Genomic DNA, 16533 nt, shown 5'->3' on the forward strand with positions numbered 1-16533 from the left:
TACGCTGAACTGGAGATCAAACACGCTCTCGTTTAGGGATCGTCCGCTGTGTGATCCTGGGAATCGAACTTGCCGAACGGTGTCGTCGCGTGGGTTCGAACGAGAACTTCGTCAGCAACGGTGAGTCCCATATCGAGGAGTTCCTGTGCGACGGGCGTGATGTCGCTGTCCGTCTCGCCGACAGCAGTCACGAGAAGATTCTGTTCGCCGGTGACCAACTCTTGGACTGATACGACACCATCAAGTTCCAGAATATCGGGGATACGGTCGCTACGTTCGGGTATCGCAGCGGTACAGTAGAGCAACATTCGGAGCGGATAGCCCGATTTTTGATAATCGACGTTGGCGCTGTATCCTTTGATTACGCCGTCGGATTCGAGACGCTGGATGCGCTTGCGGACGGTACTGTCCGAGGTACCGGTTCGCTTCGCGATGTCTCCGGACGACATGTTTCGAGCGTCTTCCTGGAGTGCATACAGGATCGCTTTGTCCACGTCGTCGATCTCCTCGTCAGCCATACCAGCGTATCCGAGACAGAGGCACTTTACCTTTTGATGTTGCTCGGGTACGCCGTCGAGTTCTCTGTACTCGGCCGCCTAACGGAGGGATATCGTGCGTGAATACCGATCGACGTGCGGCCGTAGCGAGAGACTCTCCGGCGTACATGACCGATGCATTGAGAGTGCCGATCGCAGCGTCTAACGATCGACGCACACACCGCCCGGGCGTCGGCGAAAGGGAGCGTCGTCAGGACTCCTCCGGTGGCTCGGGGAGGGGGTCGACGCGGAACACGTAGTCGTCGTAGGCGCCGTCCAGGTTCGTGGGGCTCTCCTCGTCGGTGTGCTCCGGACAGAGGTACGCCGCCGCCGTGACGGCACCGTGGCCGGTGTCCTCCTGGTAGCGTTCGGTCACGACGAACTGCGCGGGCTCGTTGCACCCGCGGCGATGACACGTGATCGGCCGTTCCTCGGGTGGTTCGGCTTCGTCGGCGCGTTCGCGTGCCTCGTCGACGTCCCGTCGCACCTGGCGCTTCACTTCGTGGCGGGCTTGCTCCTCCCGCCCCTCTTTCGTGTCGGGCATTCCCGTCGATATACGGTGAGGGACGTGATAACGCTGTGGTCGGCTAGCCGTCGAGGCTGGGGTGAGTCGGCTGCGCAGCGGGGTGGCGCTCGGCGAATCGCTCACGCATGGCCTCGAGCGAGTCGTCCTCACGGCGCCGGCGTTCGTCGTCGTCGATTTCCTCGCAGCCCGGCGGGAGTTCCCGTCCCCGGTCGGTGAAGTAGCCCTCTGGCGCCACCCAGTCGTGGTAGAACGGTCGGTCGGCGTCCTCCAACAGGGTGACCGCGACTTCGGTGCCGTGACCGGCGCTCACGATCGCCTGGTGGGGTTTGCGGGCGAGGCGGCCGGCCGCGTAGAGGTCGTCGACGGCGGTCCGTCCCCGCTCGTCGCACTCGACGAACGTCTTGCCCCGGTCGAGCGTTTCCACGTCGTCGGGGAGGTAGTCGGTCGCGTTCTTCGTCGCAGCGATCACGTACGTGGTCGAGTGACGGTCGCCCGCGGCCGTCTCGACCGCAAACCCGTCCGCCGTGCGCTCGATGCGTGTCACCCGCGCCTCGCGGCGGTCGGCGCCCGCCCGGTCGGCCCCGTCGGCCACCATATCGAGCAACAGGCGGGCGTTGACGCCCGCCGGGAAGCCGGGGTAGTTCTCCAGGTGAGCGTTCCGGCACAGGATCGACGACCCCGCGTCGAGGACGAGCGTCTCCAGGCCGGCGCGGGCCGTGAAGGTGGCGGCAGACAGGCCGGCGACGCCGCCGCCGACGACCACGACGTTGGCTGAGTCGGACATACCGTAGGGGGGTGCCCGGCGCACTTGTATCCGCCGTCACGGACTCCTCGGCCCGCACTATGCTTATATCGCGTGACGGCGTACCACGCCGAATGGAGGACGTGTTCGTCGGGAGTCTGATGTCGGCACCGGTTCACAGCGTGAACCGGGACGCCTCGCTTCGGGAGGCTGCACGGGTACTGACCGAGTACGATGTCGGGTCGGTCGTCGTGGTCGGCGAGGCGGACCGACTCGACGGACTCCTCACCGTGACGGACTTCGTCCGGGTCGTCGCCGGCGACGACGGCTACGGACCGGGAGCGTCCGTCTCGGCGGCTATGAGTACGGATCTGGTCACGACCGGGGCGAACGAAGCGATCACGACGGCGGCGGACCTGATGGTCGAAACGGGCCACTACCACTTGCCCGTCGTCGACGGCGAGGCGGTGATCGGTATCGTCACGGCGGCGGATCTGGCGGCCTACGTCTCGACGGTGCGGGCGCCGCATCCGCCCCGCCGCGGCTAGTCGTCGGGGCGGACGCTCGCCCGGAGCGCGACGCGGGCGGCGTTGCCGCCACACGCCGCGGTTCGGACGAGTGCGGCGAGCACCCGCGAGAGGGCGTACGCGTCGGGAGGCGACCGTTCGAAGAGCGCCCGGTCCAGGGCGTGGATGTCGTCGACGACCGCGTCCCGTCGGTCGAGGACGGTGTACGCACGGTCCGCCGACGATTCGAGGACGGCCGTCGTGCCAGCCTCGACCACCTCACACGCCCGGTCCGCGAGCGAGCACACGTCGTCGAGGACGGACTCGGGCGCCGTCCCGTCGCTCCGGTCGGCGACGGCGGCGACGTCGACGGCGTGGTCCGCGACCCGCTCCAGTTGACGGGCCGTCAGGTAGTAGTCGAACAGCTTCGAGCGCCGGACGTCGAGGTGATCGACCTCCGCGAAATCGGTGAGCGACCGGTTGAAGTGGCGGGTGATCATCCGGAACAGCCGATCCGCGCTGTCGTCGCGTCCGGCGAGACGGTCACCCTCGTCGGGATGCCGGAGCGTCTCGACGGCGCTTCGGTGCATCGAGAGGGCGGTAAACTGGAGTTGAGCCACCGACTGCTGGACCGACACTTCGCCGGCATCGAGGAGGTTCTCGACGGTGACCTGCGCGTCGGTTTCCTCGACCACCGACATCCCGACCATCGTGTCGACGAGACGCCGAACGGTCCGCCGCTCGTCGGTCGTAAACGTCCCGGGCGAGACGAGGGAGACGGTGTCGTAACCGACGGCGTACGCCGCCTGCAGGGCCCGCCGGACGGTCGCGGCGTCGGAACTCGGGAGCTGCATCTCGGTCGCGGAGAGCGGGCCGCCGTCCCGTGCCGCGCGCCGGACGACGAGCGACCCGTCGGCGTGCGGATAGAGGCGGATCGGCATCCCCGCTTCGAGGTGGTGTTCCGTCGCCCACTCCTTCGGGAGCGACACCGAGTACGTCGAGCCGCCGATCTTCTGTAGTTTGCGCGTCTCCATGGTCAGACCAGCGTCGGGTCGCTCTCGATCATGTAGAGCGAGCGCGCGGCGACGTTCACCGCGTGATCGCCGACGCGTTCGAGGTCCCGGATGGTGAGCAGGAGCCGCGAGACGTCGTCGAGCAGCCGCTCGACCGCCCAGGAGTCGCCGTCCGCGACTTCGCGTTCGATGAGGTCCCGAACCACGCGCTGACTCGCGCGCTGACACAGCGAGTCGAGTTCGTCGTCGCGGGCCGCCACCTCGTGACAGAGCGCCGCGTCGTCGGTGCGGTAGGCGGTCATCGCGTCGTCGAGTAACGCGGTCGCGAGGTCGCCGATGGCCGAGAGATCCACCTCCGCGAACCGCTTGCGGTCCGCCTCCAGCGTGTACTGGGCGAGGTTGACCGCGAGGTCACCGACGCGTTCGAGGTCGGTGAGAATCTTGAACGACGCGGCGACGAAGCGAAGGTCGCCCGCGACCGGCTGTTGCTGGGCGAGCAACTGGATGCACGTCGACTCCAGCTCCAGATATCGGCGGTCGATCTCGTCGTCGCCGCCGATCACCACCTGAGCGGTCGCCTCGTCGACGGTTTCGAGCGCCGTCAGCGCGCGGTCGAGTCGGTCGGCGACGAGGTCGCTCATCGCGAGTACCTCGCTCCGGAGGTCGGCGAGCGACTGTTGGAACTCGTCTCGGGGCACGGTTATCCGAACTTGCCGGAGATGTAGTCCTCGACGCGCTGACTCCGCGGATTCTCGAAGATCCGATCGGTGTCACCGTACTCGGCGAGTTCACCCCCGGTCAGGAACACCGCGGTCTGATCGGAGATGCGCGCCGCCTGCTGCATGCTGTGGGTGACGATGACGACGGTGTACTCCTCCGCGAGGTCGTGGATGAGATCCTCGATTTTCGCCGTCGCGATGGGGTCGAGCGCCGACGCCGGTTCGTCCATGAGGATGACCTCGGGGTCGGTCGCCAGACACCGGGCGATACAGAGCCGCTGTTGCTGGCCGCCCGAGAGACCGAGGGCGTTGTCGTCGAGGCGATCCGAAACCTCGTCCCAGAGGGCGGCGTTCTTGAGCGCCCGTTCGACGAGTGCCTCCTCTTTCTCCCGGTCGTCACGGCCGAGGAGACGGGCGAGCAGCCCCCTGTTGATGTCGCCGTGTTTCCGCGGCCCGTAGGAGATGTTGTCGCGGATCGACTTGGGGAACGGGTTGGGTGCCTGAAACACCATCCCCACCCGCTTGCGGAGTTCGACCAGGTTGATCCCGTCCTGGTAAACCTCCTCGCCGTCGAGTTCGACCGAGCCCTCGACGCGGGCGGCGTTGATGCGGTCGTTCATCCGGTTGAGACAGCGGAGATACGTCGACTTCCCACACCCCGAGGGGCCGATGAGCGCCGTGACGCTCTCCGCAGGGATGTCGAGGTCGACGCTCTTGAGCGCGTGATCGTCGCCGTAGTAGACGTCCAGGTTCGTCGTCGAAATCTTCGTCTCGCCGTCGAAGTCGTACTGGACCCACTCGTCTCGAATCACCTCGTCTGTCTCGCCGGTGGTCGTGAGCTGCTGTGCTGGCTGGCTGTCGTCGGATTCGAATTGTGCGTCACTCATGGTGTAGTTTCCTCCGGAAGTAGATGCGGCTCCCGACGCCGACGGCGTACAGGCCGATGACGACGAGGAGCAAGACCAGCGCGGTCCCCCACCCGTACTCAGTACTGGAGAAGGCGGGGTGATCGAATACGCCGGCGGTGATCGAGGAGTAGAGCTGGTAGGGCAACGCGCTGGCCGGGGAGAGCAGGGCGTCGTTGAGGACGAACGGTGGCCGTGCGCTGAACTCGAAGCTCCCGAGCACCTGCGGGCCGGAACTCGGGAACGGCGACCCACCGAAGACCAGCAGGAGGGGCGCCGTCTCGCCGGCGATCCGACCGACGCCGAGGATGATACCCGTGATGACGCCGGGCATCGCCGCCGGCACGACGACGCTGCGGATCGTCTCCCACTTCGTCACACCGAGCGCGGCGCTCGCATCCCGGTACTCGTCGGGGACGGCCTTGATCGCCTCGCGGCTCGTGATGAGCACGAGGGGCAGGAGCATGAACCCGAGGACGAGCTGGCCGACGAAGATGGAGTTCCCGCCGCTGATACGGGGCACGAGGAAGGCCAGCCCGAACAGTCCGAAGACGATGCTCGGAGTACTCCACAGCCCGTTGGTCGCTACCTCGACGAGCTGGGTGAACCGCCCCTGATCGGCGTACTCGGTGAGGAAGACGGCGGCACCGACGCCGAGGGGTACCGCGAAGGTGACGGCTCCGAGCACGAGCCACAGGGTGCCGACGACGGCCGGCATGACGCCGGGAACCTCGACGAAGAGGCCACCGGGAACGCTCGTGACGAAGGGCACTTCGAGCCACGGGAGCGTCACGCCGAACAGGGCCAGCGTGCCACCACCGAGACTCGCCTGCGTCAACACCACGTCGAGCCCCTTGACGAGGATGAACGTGATCAGGAGACCGAGGACGCCGATCATCGAGAAGACGGTCACCCCGATGAGGCAGTAGGCGCCGAACTGACGCCCCTGTGCCCCGAAGCCCCGCTTGGCCTTGGCGGCGCTCCAGATGCCGAGCAGGGCGCCGTGAATGATCAGGACGGGGACCAGTTCGGAGCCGGGAAAGACGGTTTCGGTCCAGCCCGGCGTCCACGTCCAGCCCACGTTGACGTGACCGGCGACGACGACGTAGCCGAGCAGTGCGAGCAACAGCGCGACCGGGAGCGTCGAGCCCAGATCCTCGGGAGGAGAGAGCGAGGCGACGGCCGCGAGGACGCCGAACACGACCGCCCCCCCGAGCCACACGACGGGGGCGTTGCCACCCCACTGAGCCGCGACGAGGCCGCCGACGATGGCCCAGAGGAGGGCGACGACGGCGCCGACGACGAACCCGGCGGTGTCGGAGGGCGTTCCCTCGACGTAGCCGAAGTACGATCCGAGACCGACGAGCGTGAGTCCACCCGCGAGGACGAACAGCGACCCGCCGAGCAGGTCGAACGGGGCGACCCCGAAGTACCGGCCCGTCTCGTCGAGCCACTGGAAGAGCGTCGCCCACGAGGCGAGGAAGGTGAGGGTGGCGACGGCCATCAGGCCGCTCGCGACGACGTCCGCCGTCGTCGACTCGCTGGAGATCAGTGCCGTGCCGTCGACGTTGCTCATGCCTTCCCCTCCAGTTTGAGCGTCATGCGCCACTCGACGTACTGTGACGCGATGCTCAGCGCCATCACCATGAAAAAGAGGACGACCCCGGCCGCGAACAGCGCGCTCATGTGCGTGCCGCTCGCGTTCCCCCCTTCGAAGGCGATGACCGTCGTCAGCGTCTCGCCGTAGTTCGTGAACACGTCGAAGACGGGCGTGGGGAAGCCCTTGGTGTGTGAGAGCATGACCGTCGCGGCCATCGTCTCGCCCATGGCCCGCCCGACGCCGAGGATGACGCCCGCGGAGACACCGGACATCGCTGCGGGCAGGGTGACGCTTTTGATCGTCTGCCAGTTGGTCGACCCCATCGCCAGCGATCCGCTCTTCATCGATTCGGGCACCGTCGAGAGGGCGTCCTCGGCGACGCTCACCACCGTCGGGAGCGCCATGATGCCGATCATGATGCTGGCCGCGAAGTAGTTCCCGATGGTCGGGGTCCGGAACTCGAGGTAGAGGTACTGGTTGACGATGGTGAGTCCGATGAACCCGTAGGTGATGGAGGGAATCCCCGCCATCAGTTCGATCCCGGGTTTGACCACCTCACGGAGGTGCCGGGGCGCCATCTCGCTGATGAAGATGGCGCCGGCGATGCCGAGCGGGGCCGCGATGACCGTCGCGATGATCGTCGTGACCGCCGTCCCGATCATCATCGGCGTCAGCGCGTACACGCCGTTCTGCCCCCAGAGTGGTCGTTGCGTGCGGGTAAACAGCGAGAGGCCCAGCTCCTGGATCGCGGGGGCCGACCGGAGCAGGAGAAACACGATGATGAGCGACAGGATCGACACCGTCGCGACGGTGGTGAGGAAGCTCACGCCCTTCACGAGTTCGGCCTGGTACCGCCGCCAGCCGACGACGGCAGTGACGAGGAACCCGAGGACGGGAAGCACCGTCCACTGGGACCCCCGCAGAAACAGGACGAACGCGGCGACCACCGAGAGCCCGCCGAGTAGGTGCATCAGGATCGCCCCGTCCGCCGTGCGCCGCCGATAGTTGCGGGCACGCGTGGCGGCCGCTGAGAGGTTGTGCGTCGCGCGTGATTTGACGAGTTGGAGCATGCGAAAATACGGAGTGGTGTGGCGCCGCTAACGAGCCGGGACGTTACTCGAACTGCGACGCGGCGACCTTCTCGCGCTGGGTCGACAGGCGATCCGACGGGAGCGCGAAGTAGTTGTTCCCGCGGACGAAGGTCTCCTGGCCGAAGTCGCTCAGGAGGAAGTTGATGAAGCAGGCCTCCTTCCGGGAGGTGCCTTCCCACGTGTACGCGTGGAGGTCTCGCGAGAGCGGGTAGTCCTGCGCACCGAGGTTCTCGCCGTAAGAGTAGGTCGTACCCTCGATTTCGAGGTCGATCGGAGGGGTCGCACCGTCCGGCTCGACGAACGCGAGCGCGATGTACGCGATGGCGTTGTCGGCCTGCGCGATGGCCTGCTGGAGCTGTTGGTTCTGCCCGAACCGCTGATCGGGACTGATCGGCGCGTTCGGGTCGCCGAAGACGTTGTTCCGGAAGGCGGTGTCGGTCCCCGAGCCCTCGGCGCGGCCGAGCGCGAGGATGTCGCGGTCCGGCCCGCCGACCTCGGACCAGTTGGTGATCTCCTGGCGGTACATGGCGCGGAGTTCCTCGATGGTGATGCTCTCGACACCGGCGTCCGCGACTTCGCGACTGACGACGATGGGCTGGCCGTCGACGCCGACGACGTGGTCGGTGAAGCTGTCGAGTTCCGATTCCGCGTCGCTCCCGGCCAGTTCCGACTCCGCGGAGGAGCTCGCGTCGCCGATGTCGACGCGGCCCTCCATGACGCCCTCGATTCCCGTCCCGGAGTGCGAGAGGGCGACGCTCGCGCGGAACGGCGGTACCGAGCGCTGCTCGGTCGCCTCGTAGCCGTAGTCCTGTGCGAAGAAGTCCGCGAGGCGCATGTCCGTGTCGTACTCCTCGCTGGCCCACGACTCGGGCCAGTAGTCCCCGTCGCCTGCTTCGGGATTGGAGTTCCAGTAGCTCGCGCCCATGTTCGTGATGGGGAACACCGTCGAGGAGCCGTCGGCGGTGAGGACGCTCATGTCGAGTTCGTTCGACGCCCCGTCGTCGCTGCTCTCCGTCTCGGTGGCCGTCGCATCCGTCCCGTCGCTCTCGGTTTCGGTCGCCTCGCTACCATCCCCGCTACCGCTTCCGCCGGACTGACCGCCACAGCCGGCGAGCCCCGTGACCGCCCCCGCACCGGTGACCGCCAGGAACTTGCGCCGCGATGCCTCGTCGAGTACGCGCTTCGGGTCGGGCGTCATCACCAGAATCACTCCGGGTTTGTACAAAGGGGCTTTATATGAGCTGTACGTGCGGATCCCGAGGGCTGTGAGCCGACGGGTGACCTACCGGCCGGTACGTTCCCGACCGGTGGACTACGTGTCGTTATATAGCACTTCGAACGCCCGGCGACCGTCGACGGAGAGCGGGTCGGGCCGTCCACGAAACCCCTTTGACGCCCGCCACGAACGGGCGCGTATGGACGAGAGCGACGGCGAGGCCCTCGCCGCCCGCGAGTGGCGGCTGATCCGCGAGGAGCGGTGGCCGGGACCGATGAACATGGCACTCGACGAAATCGCCGCGGAGACAGCTGCCGCCGGCGGTCCACGTACGCTCCGGGTGTACCGGTGGGAGCCAAGTACGCTCTCGCTCGGCTACCGCCAGGACCCCGACACCGTCGACTGGGGCTACTGCGCGGCCGAAGGGATCACCGTCACGCGGCGTCAGACCGGCGGCGGCGGCATCTACCACGACAGCCACGGCGACATCTCCTACACCATCGCCGCACCGGCCGACGAACTGCCCGGTGACCTCGTGGAGTCGTACCGACGGCTCTGTACGCCCATCCTCGACGCTTTCGACCGTCTCGACGTCCCCGCGGCCTTCGCCGAGACGGGACGGCCGGCGCTCCACGACCCGGCGTGTTACCTGCGCGAACTCCACCCCGCACACGACGTGGTCGTGCCCGGGGACGACGGGCCGCGGAAGGTGAGCGGCAACGCTCAACACCGCCGGACCGACGCCGTCGTCCAGCACGGCTCGCTCACCTACGCGGTGCGGCCGGAACGCCACCTCGCCGCGTTCGCCGACCCCAGCGTCGACGCGGCGACGTTCCGAGAGCGCGTGACTGGAATCGAGGACCACGCCGACGTCACCCGCACGGCGGCGGTGTCGACTGTCGAGGAAGCGCTAGCCGAGTGGGCCGACGCGGCGGAGGGGTCGTGGACCGAGGACGAACTGGCTCGTGCTCGCGAGCGAGCGAACGAGAAGTACGGGAGCGACGCGTGGACGAGACGGCGACCCGGCGACCGTTAGAACCCGAACGTCTCGGGGTCGGCTACCTCGAGTTCCTCGGAGATGGCCTCGTGAATCTCGTGGACCGGTGGCGTATCGCGGGTCGGGTCGAGCCAGTGGTCGCCAATCCACCGGTATCGGACCCGCAGGTCGGCATCGAGGAGGAAACACGACCGACGCGACCGGCGGGTGACGCCGAGCGCTCGGTAGGTGACGCCGAAGGCGTCGGACAGGTCGAGGGCCGAGTCGGCAAAGAGCGGGAAGTTCAGGCCGAGATAGTCGATGAACCGGCGGTGAAGGCCGGCGCTCGACTTGCTACAACCGACGACCTGTACGTGCTCTCCGCTGGAGAACCAGTCGAAGTCGCGGAACGAGCACCACTCGTCGATGCAGTCCGGACTGAAATCCATGGTGTAGAAGCTGAGTAACACGGGGCGGTCGGCGGTCAGGGAGCCGAGCGTCGTCTCCGCCACCGTCCCATCCGGACGCACGAGGGTCGCCTCCACGTCCGACATCGTCTCGCCGACCCCGACCGGTTCGTCCCTGTCCATGGACTCGCCTTCGAACGGGGGTGACAAAACCGTTCGCCCGCCCGGCATCGAAGCGCCTTTGCTCGGCGACGGCCTCGATTCGGTATGCGAGTTGGAGCACACGTATCCATCGCCGGCGGCGTCGACAACGCGGTCGGCAACCAGCGCGACGTCGGCGGGAACTGCGGACAGATCTTCACGCACTCCCCGCAGGTCTGGCAGGACCCGAACGTCGGCGACGACGAAGCCGCCGCCTTCCGCGACGGCACGGCCGAACACCTCGACGGCCCGTGGGTCATCCACTCCTCGTACCTCGTCAACCTCTGTACGCCGAAGGCCGACCTGCGCGAGAAGTCGATCGACAGCATGCAGAAGGAAGTGGACGCCGCCGCCGAACTCGGCATCGAGTACGTGAACGTCCACCTAGGTGCACACACCGGCGCCGGCGTCGACGGCGGCCTCGACAACGCCGTGAGCGCCCTCGACGAACTCGACGTGCCGTCGGGCGTGACGGTCCTCGTCGAGAGCGACGCGGGCAGCGGGACGAAACTCGGCGGTGACTTCGAACACCTCGGCCGCGTACTGGCGGAGAGCAGCCACGACCTCGGGGTCTGTCTCGACACCGCCCACGCCTTCGCCGCGGGCTACGACCTCTCGACGCCCGAGGGCGTCGACGACACCGTCGCCGAGTTCGACGACGTGATCGGCATCGAGAACCTGCACTGTCTCCACCTCAACGACTCCAAACACGCCTGCGGGACGAACAAGGACGAACACGCCCACGTCGGCGAGGGACTGATCGGCGTCGACGGGATGCGCCGGATCGTTAGTCACCCCGACCTCCGGGACCTGCCCTTCGTCCTGGAGACGCCGACTGAGGACGGCAAGAGTTTCGCGTGGAACATCGACCGCGTTCGCGAACTCCGGGCCGAGGCGTGAGGGTCCGGACCGCTTTTCAGCCGACCACGCGTAGGCGGTGACCGATGGACGGCCCGGTCTCCAGACGCGACACGTTGCGACTCGGCGTCGGGGTCGGCGTCGGCGCCACGACCCTCGGACTCGGACCGATTACGGGGACGGGACGCGCCGCCACCGACGGCGTGACCGTGGCCACACGAAACTGCTTTCTCGGCGCCGACCTCGTCCGATTGCTCGCGGCCGCGGCCGACGGTCCGGACGCGGTCAGCGAGGCGGCCGGTGACCTCCTCGCGACGGTCGACCGGAGTCACGTCGAGGCGCGCCTCGACGCCGTTGCGGCCGAACTCGCGCGGACGGAACCCGATCTGGTCGGCATCCAGGAGGCCGCGCTGATCCGGACGGGGCCGGCCGGCGGGGAAGCGGCGGACGTGCGCTACGACTTCCGGGAGACGCTGCTGTCGAAGCTGGCGGCGCGGAACCAGCCCTACCACGTCGTCGCGGCGACGGTGGGCGCCGACTTCCAGGTGCCGGCGACGGTGGCCGGCGAGACGCGGACGGTGCGTCTGACCGACCGCGACCTGTTGCTCGCCCGCGAGTCCGTTTCGACGGCCGAGGCGACGGCCGGCACCTTCGACGCCTCGCTGTCGCTCTCGCGGGACGACGGCTCGATCAGCGTCGACCGCGGCTACGCCGTCTGCGAGGCGACGGTCGGCGAGGATCGGCTCACGTTCTGTACGACACACCTCGAATCGGCGTCGGCGCAGACGCGGACGACACAGGCGGCGGAACTGCAGTCCCTGCTCGCCGACCGACCGGACCCCACCGTCCTGGTCGGTGACCTGAACAGCGGCCCGGGAGCGTCGACGGCCGCCTACGCGCGTCTCACGGACGCCTTCGACGACGCCGCGGACGACGCGGGCGACACCTGCTGTCACGCCGCCGACCTTCGGAACGCCGATCCGTCGCTCGCCTCGCGGATCGACCACGTCCTCGTGCGTGGGGACCTGCGGGCGAGCGACGCGAGGCGGGTCGGCGCCGAACCGGCCGCCCGGATTTCGGCGGGCGGGGACCGCCTCTGGCCGTCGGACCACGCCGGCGTGGTGGTGACACTGGTGCCGGGGACGACGACGATGACGCCGACGCCGACGCCGACGACGGCGACGGAGACGGAGGCGGAACCGGGGACGCCGACCCGGACGACGACCACGGCGGCCCCGACGGCGGACACGCCCACCGCCGGTACCGCGCCCGGATTCGGCGTGGTGGCGGCCGTCGCCGCCTTGCTCGGCGGCGCCCTCGCCGCCCGCGACGACGACTGACTTTTGAGGGCGGGCGGGGTAGGACGTCCGTGCGCAGATTCTCGGCCGACTACCTCCGGCGGACCCGACGGGGCCTGTGGGCCTCACGCGAGGCGCTCGACGCCCTCGACCTGCCGGCGCGCGACCGCATCCTCGACGTTGGCTGTGGCACGGGCGAACTCACGCGAGTCCTCGCCGAGGAGTCCGGCGGCGAGGTGATCGGCGTCGACGCCGATCCCGACCTACTCGCCGTCGCACGCGATGAAACCGACTGTCCGGTCGTCGCCGGCGACGCCGAGCGCCTGCCCTTCGGCGACGGGACCGCCGATCTGGTGGCGTGTCAGGCGCTCCTCGTGAACCTGCCCGATCCGACCGCGACACTCGGGGAGTTCCGGCGCGTCGCCGCCGACCACGTGGCCGCCGTCGAACCCGACAACGCGGACGTGTCCGTGGAGTCGACGGTCGACCGCGAGGTCGGCCTCGAACGCCGGGTTCGGGAAGCCTATCTGGAAGGCGTCGGCACGGACGTGGCGCTCGGCGACCGGGCGATCCGGGCGTTCGAGGCCGCCGGCCTCGTCGACGTGACGACGCGGCGGCACTACCACCGGAAGGTGATCGAACCGCCGTACGACGAGGCCGACCTGCGGGACGCGACGCGGAAGGCGACCGGCGCGGGGCTGGCGGACCACGAGACGGAACTCCGGCGGGCGGTCGGCGCGGAGTACGACGACCTCCGGGCGGCGTGGCGGGAGATGGGTCGCGAGGTGGTCGAGGCGATGCAGGCGGGGACGTATCGCCGCGCCGAGGTGGTGCCGTTCGACGTGACCGTCGGTCGCGTGCCCGAGTGACCGGAGGCTCGAACCCGGGCGGCCACCCGTGCGCCGACCGTCGTCGCGGCGTCGGTTGCGAGGGCGCGACACCCCCCGCGTCGCGACCGGCACCCGTTAGACCACGTCGCCGCGAACCGTCCGCCCCGTCTCTTCGGCGCGACGTTCGCGCATCACGCCGCCGGCCTCGGCGGCCGTCTCCGCGTCCAGTCCCAGCATCTCCAGCGCCTCCGGGAGCGTCGGGAAGGCGAGTTCGCCGCCGCGGAGTTTCGCCATCGCCTCGTCGTCGCGCCGGCCGTCGGCCCAGAGACAGACGCCGCGGGGGTCGAGAATCTCACCGTAGGCCTCGCGGGCCATCGCCCCGCGGAGTCGCTGGGTGACGTTGTCGGTGAAGGAGGCGTTACACACCTCCAGGTGGACCGGTTCGTCGTCGTCGAGGAGGTGGGCGGCGAGACAGCGCTCGGGCGCCGCGTGGCCGTTGTCGTTCGCGCGGAGGTGTTCGGGGTACGCCTCGGCCCAGTCGGCGTCGACCGTCTTGCCGACGCCGGCGACGCCCAGTCGTTCCTCGAACTCGGCTTCCCGGTCGTCGTCGCCACGCATGAGGAGGTCCTTGGTGACGTACACGTCGAGTCGGTCCAGCGGGTCGAGTCCGAGGGCTACGTCGCCGTACACCCACACCTCGCGCACCGGGACGGGCAGGAGAGCGGGGTCGTCACCGTTCGACGGTGTTCGATCGCCCGTGGCGCTTCGTTCCACGAGGTCGACGATGTCGGCGACCCGATCCAGCGCGGCGTCTCGATCCATCACCCCCCTTTGCGCCCCGGCGGGCAAAACGGTTGTCCAACGAAACCGTGATACGGCCCGCCGGGCAAGGTGGCGCCGATGGACTGTGACAGGTGCGGCCGCGAGGCAGTGATGCACGCGGCCTACTCGGGGGCCCACCTCTGTGGCGAGCACTTCCGTGGCTCGGTCGAAAAGCGGGTGCGTCGGCGGATCCGGGAGGACGGCCTCCTCCCCGCCGACGCCTCGCCCGCGGAGCCACAGACGTGGGTGATCGGTCTCTCGGGTGGCAAGGACAGCGTCGTCCTGACGCACGTCCTAGACGAGACGTTCGGCAAGGATCCACGCGTGGAACTGGTCGCCCTCTCGATCCACGAGGGGATCGAGGGCTATCGCGACGAGAGCCTCGACGCCTGTCGCGAACTGACCGCGGACCGCGACTTGCGCCACGAGGTGGTGTCTTACGCCGACGAACTCGGCGTCCGCATGGACGACGTCGTGGAGAAGGATCCCGAGGACATGGCGGCCTGTGCGTACTGCGGCGTGTTCCGGCGGGATCTGCTGGAGTCCTACGCCGACGAACTCGGCGCCGACAAACTCCTGACCGGCCACAACCTCGACGACGAGGCCCAGACCGCTCTCATGAACTTCTTCGAAGGGGATCTGAAACAGATGGCCAAACACTTCGACGCGAGTCTCGGGCCGTTCGACCGGCGCGCGGAGAGTACGCACTTCGTCCCCCGGGCCAAACCCCTGCGCGACGTACCGGAGAAGGAAATCGCCCTGTACGCCCACCTCGCCGACCTCCCAGCCCACATCACGGAGTGCCCGCACGCGAGCGAGGCCTACCGGGGCGAGATTCAGCGACTCCTCCTCGACGTCGAGGAGGCCCACCCGGGGACCAGACACTCGATCATGGCCGGCTACGAGGAACTCGCCGAACTGGCGGCGACGCGCTACCGGACGGGGAGCGGCGAAAGCGACCTGGGCGAGTGCGAGCGCTGCGGATCGAGTACGGGCGGCCGGATCTGTCGGAAGTGCCGGCTCGTCGAATCGATCGAGGCGGTGTGAGCGCCGTCGCTCGACGGGTGGACTGCGAGAAAGTGGAAAGTGGAAAGTGGAAAGTGCCGTCGCGGCCGCTACCGGATCACGTCGACGCCGTTGCGCTGGTCGACCTGATTGCGACCGCCGTCGGACCAGGACGCCTGATCCTGTCCGACGTTCTCGCTCGCGTCGAATTCCGACACGTCCTCGCCGTTGAGACTCCGACGTGACTTCTCCGCCTGTCGCTGCGTCGACGGGCCGAGCACCTGAGCGCTCTGGACGCCGGTCATGATGGCCATGACCCGCACCTTGCCCTTGTACTCTTCCTGGATGCGGGCGCCCCAGATGACGTTGGCGCTCGCCTCCAGTCGCTCGGTGATGTTGTTGGCGATGCCCTCGGCCTCCTTCAGCGTGAGGTCGGGGCCGCCGGTGATGTGAACGAGTCCGCCCGACGCACCGCGGTAGTCGACGTCGAGCAGTGGGTGGTTCATCGCGTCGCTCACCACCTCCTGGGTCTTGTTCTTGTCCTGCGTCTCGCCGACGAGCATCACGGCGACGCCACCCTGGTTCATGATCGTGGACATGTCCGCGTAGTCCAGATTGATGAGCGAGGGCTGCGTGATGGTCTCGGAGATGCCCTTGACCGTCTCGGCGATGATCTGGTCCATCACCGAGAACGCCTTGCCGATCGGCAGATTGGGCACGTAGTCGAGCAGGCGGTTGTTGTCGAGGACGATGATCGAGTCGGCTTCGCCGCGAAGCTTCTCAAGTCCCTCCTCGGCTTTGACCGTACGAGCACGCTCAACGTTGAACGGCGTCGACACCATGCCGACGACGATTGCGCCCTGTTCTTTCGCGATTTTGGAGACGACGGGGGCGGCACCGGTACCGGTCCCGCCGCCCATCCCGGCGGTGACGAAGACGAGGTCGGCCTCGCCGAGTACCTCCTTGATCGTCCCCTGGGCCATCTCGGTCGCGCGTTCGCCCATCGATGGGTCGCCACCGGCGCCCAGCCCCTGCGTGAGCGACTTGCCGACGAGGATCTTCGTGTCGGCCTCGATCATCTTCAGGTGCTGTTTGTCGGTGTTGATCGCTATCGTCTCGGCGCCGTCGACGCCGATGTTGTACAACCGGTTGACCGTGTTGTTGCCGGCACCACCCGCGCCGACGATGACGATGCGCGGATCACCGAAATCGTCGTCTTCGTCGACGTCGCGCTGCTCGGCCTCCTCGCGCTCGATGGCGTCCTGGACGAATCCCTGCATCG

General features: G+C 68.2%; 17 protein-coding genes and 1 pseudogene. 6 read left to right on the top strand and 12 right to left on the bottom strand.

Translation table 11 applies throughout. The features are described 5' to 3' along the window. Positions 1 to 32 precede the first annotated feature (32 nt). From V8686_RS00655 to V8686_RS00665, 3 genes are all read right to left on the bottom strand, one after another. Positions 33 to 518, bottom strand: a complete 486-nt coding sequence (locus V8686_RS00655) for an Lrp/AsnC family transcriptional regulator (protein ID WP_379701880.1) — start codon at positions 516 to 518, stop codon at positions 33 to 35. A 229-nt stretch (positions 519 to 747) separates the two neighbouring features. Beyond that, positions 748 to 1080 carry a hypothetical protein gene (locus V8686_RS00660; protein ID WP_379701881.1) on the bottom strand — a complete coding sequence of 111 codons (333 nt, stop codon included), beginning with the start codon at positions 1078 to 1080 and terminating at the stop codon, positions 748 to 750. Between the two features lie 43 nt (positions 1081 to 1123). Continuing rightward, complete coding sequence (locus V8686_RS00665; protein ID WP_379701883.1) at positions 1124 to 1846, bottom strand: FAD-binding protein; 723 nt, start codon at positions 1844 to 1846, stop codon at positions 1124 to 1126. A gap of 92 nt (positions 1847 to 1938) precedes the next feature. On the opposite strand from V8686_RS00665, the gene V8686_RS00670 reads away from it, so the two are divergent. Beyond that, positions 1939 to 2352, top strand: coding sequence for a CBS domain-containing protein (locus V8686_RS00670; RefSeq protein ID WP_379701885.1), 414 nt, complete (start codon positions 1939 to 1941; stop codon positions 2350 to 2352). On the opposite strand, the gene V8686_RS00675 is transcribed toward V8686_RS00670, so the two are convergent. The 6 genes and pseudogenes from V8686_RS00675 to V8686_RS00700 form a co-directional block, all read right to left on the bottom strand. Further along, a complete protein-coding gene (locus V8686_RS00675; protein WP_379701887.1) occupies positions 2349 to 3344 on the bottom strand; it encodes a PhoU domain-containing protein in 996 nt (331 codons plus the stop codon). The two genes, V8686_RS00670 and V8686_RS00675, sit on opposite strands and share 4 nt — an antisense overlap. Before the next feature lie 2 nt (positions 3345 to 3346). Next, complete coding sequence (gene phoU / locus V8686_RS00680; RefSeq protein WP_379701889.1) at positions 3347 to 4021, bottom strand: phosphate signaling complex protein PhoU; 675 nt, start codon at positions 4019 to 4021, stop codon at positions 3347 to 3349. A 2-nt stretch (positions 4022 to 4023) separates the two neighbouring features. Then, a pseudogene (gene pstB / locus V8686_RS00685) lies at positions 4024 to 4875 on the bottom strand (phosphate ABC transporter ATP-binding protein PstB); the annotation flags it as partial. 46 nt (positions 4876 to 4921) lie between these two features. Further along, positions 4922 to 6523, bottom strand: a complete 1602-nt coding sequence (gene pstA / locus V8686_RS00690; protein WP_379701891.1) for a phosphate ABC transporter permease PstA — start codon at positions 6521 to 6523, stop codon at positions 4922 to 4924. Next, positions 6520 to 7617 (bottom strand): phosphate ABC transporter permease subunit PstC, encoded by a 1098-nt coding sequence (pstC, locus tag V8686_RS00695; protein ID WP_379701893.1) that lies wholly within the window; start codon positions 7615 to 7617, stop codon positions 6520 to 6522. The genes pstA and pstC overlap by 4 nt, the downstream gene beginning before the upstream one ends. A 43-nt stretch (positions 7618 to 7660) precedes the next feature. After that, the gene (locus V8686_RS00700) at positions 7661 to 8836 is read right to left on the bottom strand and encodes a PstS family phosphate ABC transporter substrate-binding protein (RefSeq protein ID WP_379701895.1); all 1176 of its coding nucleotides are present in this window, start codon (positions 8834 to 8836) and stop codon (positions 7661 to 7663) included. Positions 8837 to 9053: 217 nt separating this feature from the next. Between V8686_RS00700 and V8686_RS00705 the strand changes: the two genes are divergently transcribed. After that, on the top strand, positions 9054 to 9890 hold the full coding sequence (locus V8686_RS00705) for a lipoate--protein ligase family protein (RefSeq protein ID WP_379701897.1): 837 nt from the start codon (positions 9054 to 9056) through the stop codon (positions 9888 to 9890). Here the strand turns inward: V8686_RS00705 and V8686_RS00710 are convergent. Further along, the gene (locus tag V8686_RS00710) at positions 9887 to 10420 is read right to left on the bottom strand and encodes a redoxin domain-containing protein (RefSeq protein WP_379701899.1); all 534 of its coding nucleotides are present in this window, start codon (positions 10418 to 10420) and stop codon (positions 9887 to 9889) included. The two genes, V8686_RS00705 and V8686_RS00710, sit on opposite strands and share 4 nt — an antisense overlap. Positions 10421 to 10504: 84 nt before the next feature. On the opposite strand from V8686_RS00710, the gene V8686_RS00715 reads away from it, so the two are divergent. Genes V8686_RS00715 through V8686_RS00725 form a run of 3 tightly spaced genes read left to right on the top strand, consistent with a single transcriptional unit; the run spans position 10505 to position 13463 of the window. Further along, the gene (locus V8686_RS00715) at positions 10505 to 11338 is read left to right on the top strand and encodes a deoxyribonuclease IV (protein ID WP_379701901.1); all 834 of its coding nucleotides are present in this window, start codon (positions 10505 to 10507) and stop codon (positions 11336 to 11338) included. A gap of 44 nt (positions 11339 to 11382) precedes the next feature. After that, positions 11383 to 12636, top strand: a complete 1254-nt coding sequence (locus tag V8686_RS00720; protein WP_379701903.1) for an endonuclease/exonuclease/phosphatase family protein — start codon at positions 11383 to 11385, stop codon at positions 12634 to 12636. Positions 12637 to 12665: 29 nt separating this feature from the next. Continuing rightward, the gene (locus tag V8686_RS00725; RefSeq protein ID WP_379701905.1) at positions 12666 to 13463 is read left to right on the top strand and encodes a class I SAM-dependent methyltransferase; all 798 of its coding nucleotides are present in this window, start codon (positions 12666 to 12668) and stop codon (positions 13461 to 13463) included. Positions 13464 to 13559: 96 nt separating this feature from the next. Here V8686_RS00725 and V8686_RS00730 read toward each other — a convergent pair whose 3' ends face one another. Next, complete coding sequence (locus V8686_RS00730; RefSeq protein ID WP_379701907.1) at positions 13560 to 14246, bottom strand: DUF7095 family protein; 687 nt, start codon at positions 14244 to 14246, stop codon at positions 13560 to 13562. A 78-nt stretch (positions 14247 to 14324) separates the two neighbouring features. Between V8686_RS00730 and ncsA the strand changes: the two genes are divergently transcribed. Beyond that, positions 14325 to 15293 (top strand): tRNA 2-thiolation protein NcsA, encoded by a 969-nt coding sequence (gene ncsA / locus V8686_RS00735; RefSeq protein ID WP_379701909.1) that lies wholly within the window; start codon positions 14325 to 14327, stop codon positions 15291 to 15293. 68 nt (positions 15294 to 15361) lie between these two features. On the opposite strand, the gene ftsZ is transcribed toward ncsA, so the two are convergent. Then, positions 15362 to 16531 (bottom strand): cell division protein FtsZ, encoded by a 1170-nt coding sequence (gene ftsZ / locus V8686_RS00740; RefSeq protein WP_379701911.1) that lies wholly within the window; start codon positions 16529 to 16531, stop codon positions 15362 to 15364. Between the last annotated feature and the right edge of the window lie 2 nt (positions 16532 to 16533).

Origin of the sequence: Haloplanus litoreus, assembly GCF_045690335.1 — an archaeon.
GTDB classification, from domain to species: domain Archaea; phylum Halobacteriota; class Halobacteria; order Halobacteriales; family Haloferacaceae; genus Haloplanus; species Haloplanus litoreus.

What these genes read in the sequence shown, in the direction of transcription:
- V8686_RS00730 (WP_379701907.1), bottom strand. Translation starts at nt 14,246, where the DNA reads ATGGATCGAGACGCCGCGCTGGATCGGGTCGCCGACATCGTCGACCTC.
- V8686_RS00705 (WP_379701897.1), top strand. Translation starts at nt 9,054, where the DNA reads ATGGACGAGAGCGACGGCGAGGCCCTCGCCGCCCGCGAGTGGCGGCTG.
- ftsZ (WP_379701911.1), bottom strand. Translation starts at nt 16,531, where the DNA reads ATGCAGGGATTCGTCCAGGACGCCATCGAGCGCGAGGAGGCCGAGCAG.
- V8686_RS00675 (WP_379701887.1), bottom strand. Translation starts at nt 3,344, where the DNA reads ATGGAGACGCGCAAACTACAGAAGATCGGCGGCTCGACGTACTCGGTG.
- V8686_RS00655 (WP_379701880.1), bottom strand. Translation starts at nt 518, where the DNA reads ATGGCTGACGAGGAGATCGACGACGTGGACAAAGCGATCCTGTATGCA.
- ncsA (WP_379701909.1), top strand. Translation starts at nt 14,325, where the DNA reads ATGGACTGTGACAGGTGCGGCCGCGAGGCAGTGATGCACGCGGCCTAC.
- V8686_RS00715 (WP_379701901.1), top strand. Translation starts at nt 10,505, where the DNA reads ATGCGAGTTGGAGCACACGTATCCATCGCCGGCGGCGTCGACAACGCG.
- V8686_RS00720 (WP_379701903.1), top strand. Translation starts at nt 11,383, where the DNA reads ATGGACGGCCCGGTCTCCAGACGCGACACGTTGCGACTCGGCGTCGGG.
- V8686_RS00700 (WP_379701895.1), bottom strand. Translation starts at nt 8,836, where the DNA reads ATGACGCCCGACCCGAAGCGCGTACTCGACGAGGCATCGCGGCGCAAG.
- V8686_RS00670 (WP_379701885.1), top strand. Translation starts at nt 1,939, where the DNA reads ATGGAGGACGTGTTCGTCGGGAGTCTGATGTCGGCACCGGTTCACAGC.
- V8686_RS00710 (WP_379701899.1), bottom strand. Translation starts at nt 10,420, where the DNA reads ATGGACAGGGACGAACCGGTCGGGGTCGGCGAGACGATGTCGGACGTG.
- pstA (WP_379701891.1), bottom strand. Translation starts at nt 6,523, where the DNA reads ATGAGCAACGTCGACGGCACGGCACTGATCTCCAGCGAGTCGACGACG.
- V8686_RS00660 (WP_379701881.1), bottom strand. Translation starts at nt 1,080, where the DNA reads ATGCCCGACACGAAAGAGGGGCGGGAGGAGCAAGCCCGCCACGAAGTG.
- pstC (WP_379701893.1), bottom strand. Translation starts at nt 7,617, where the DNA reads ATGCTCCAACTCGTCAAATCACGCGCGACGCACAACCTCTCAGCGGCC.
- V8686_RS00665 (WP_379701883.1), bottom strand. Translation starts at nt 1,846, where the DNA reads ATGTCCGACTCAGCCAACGTCGTGGTCGTCGGCGGCGGCGTCGCCGGC.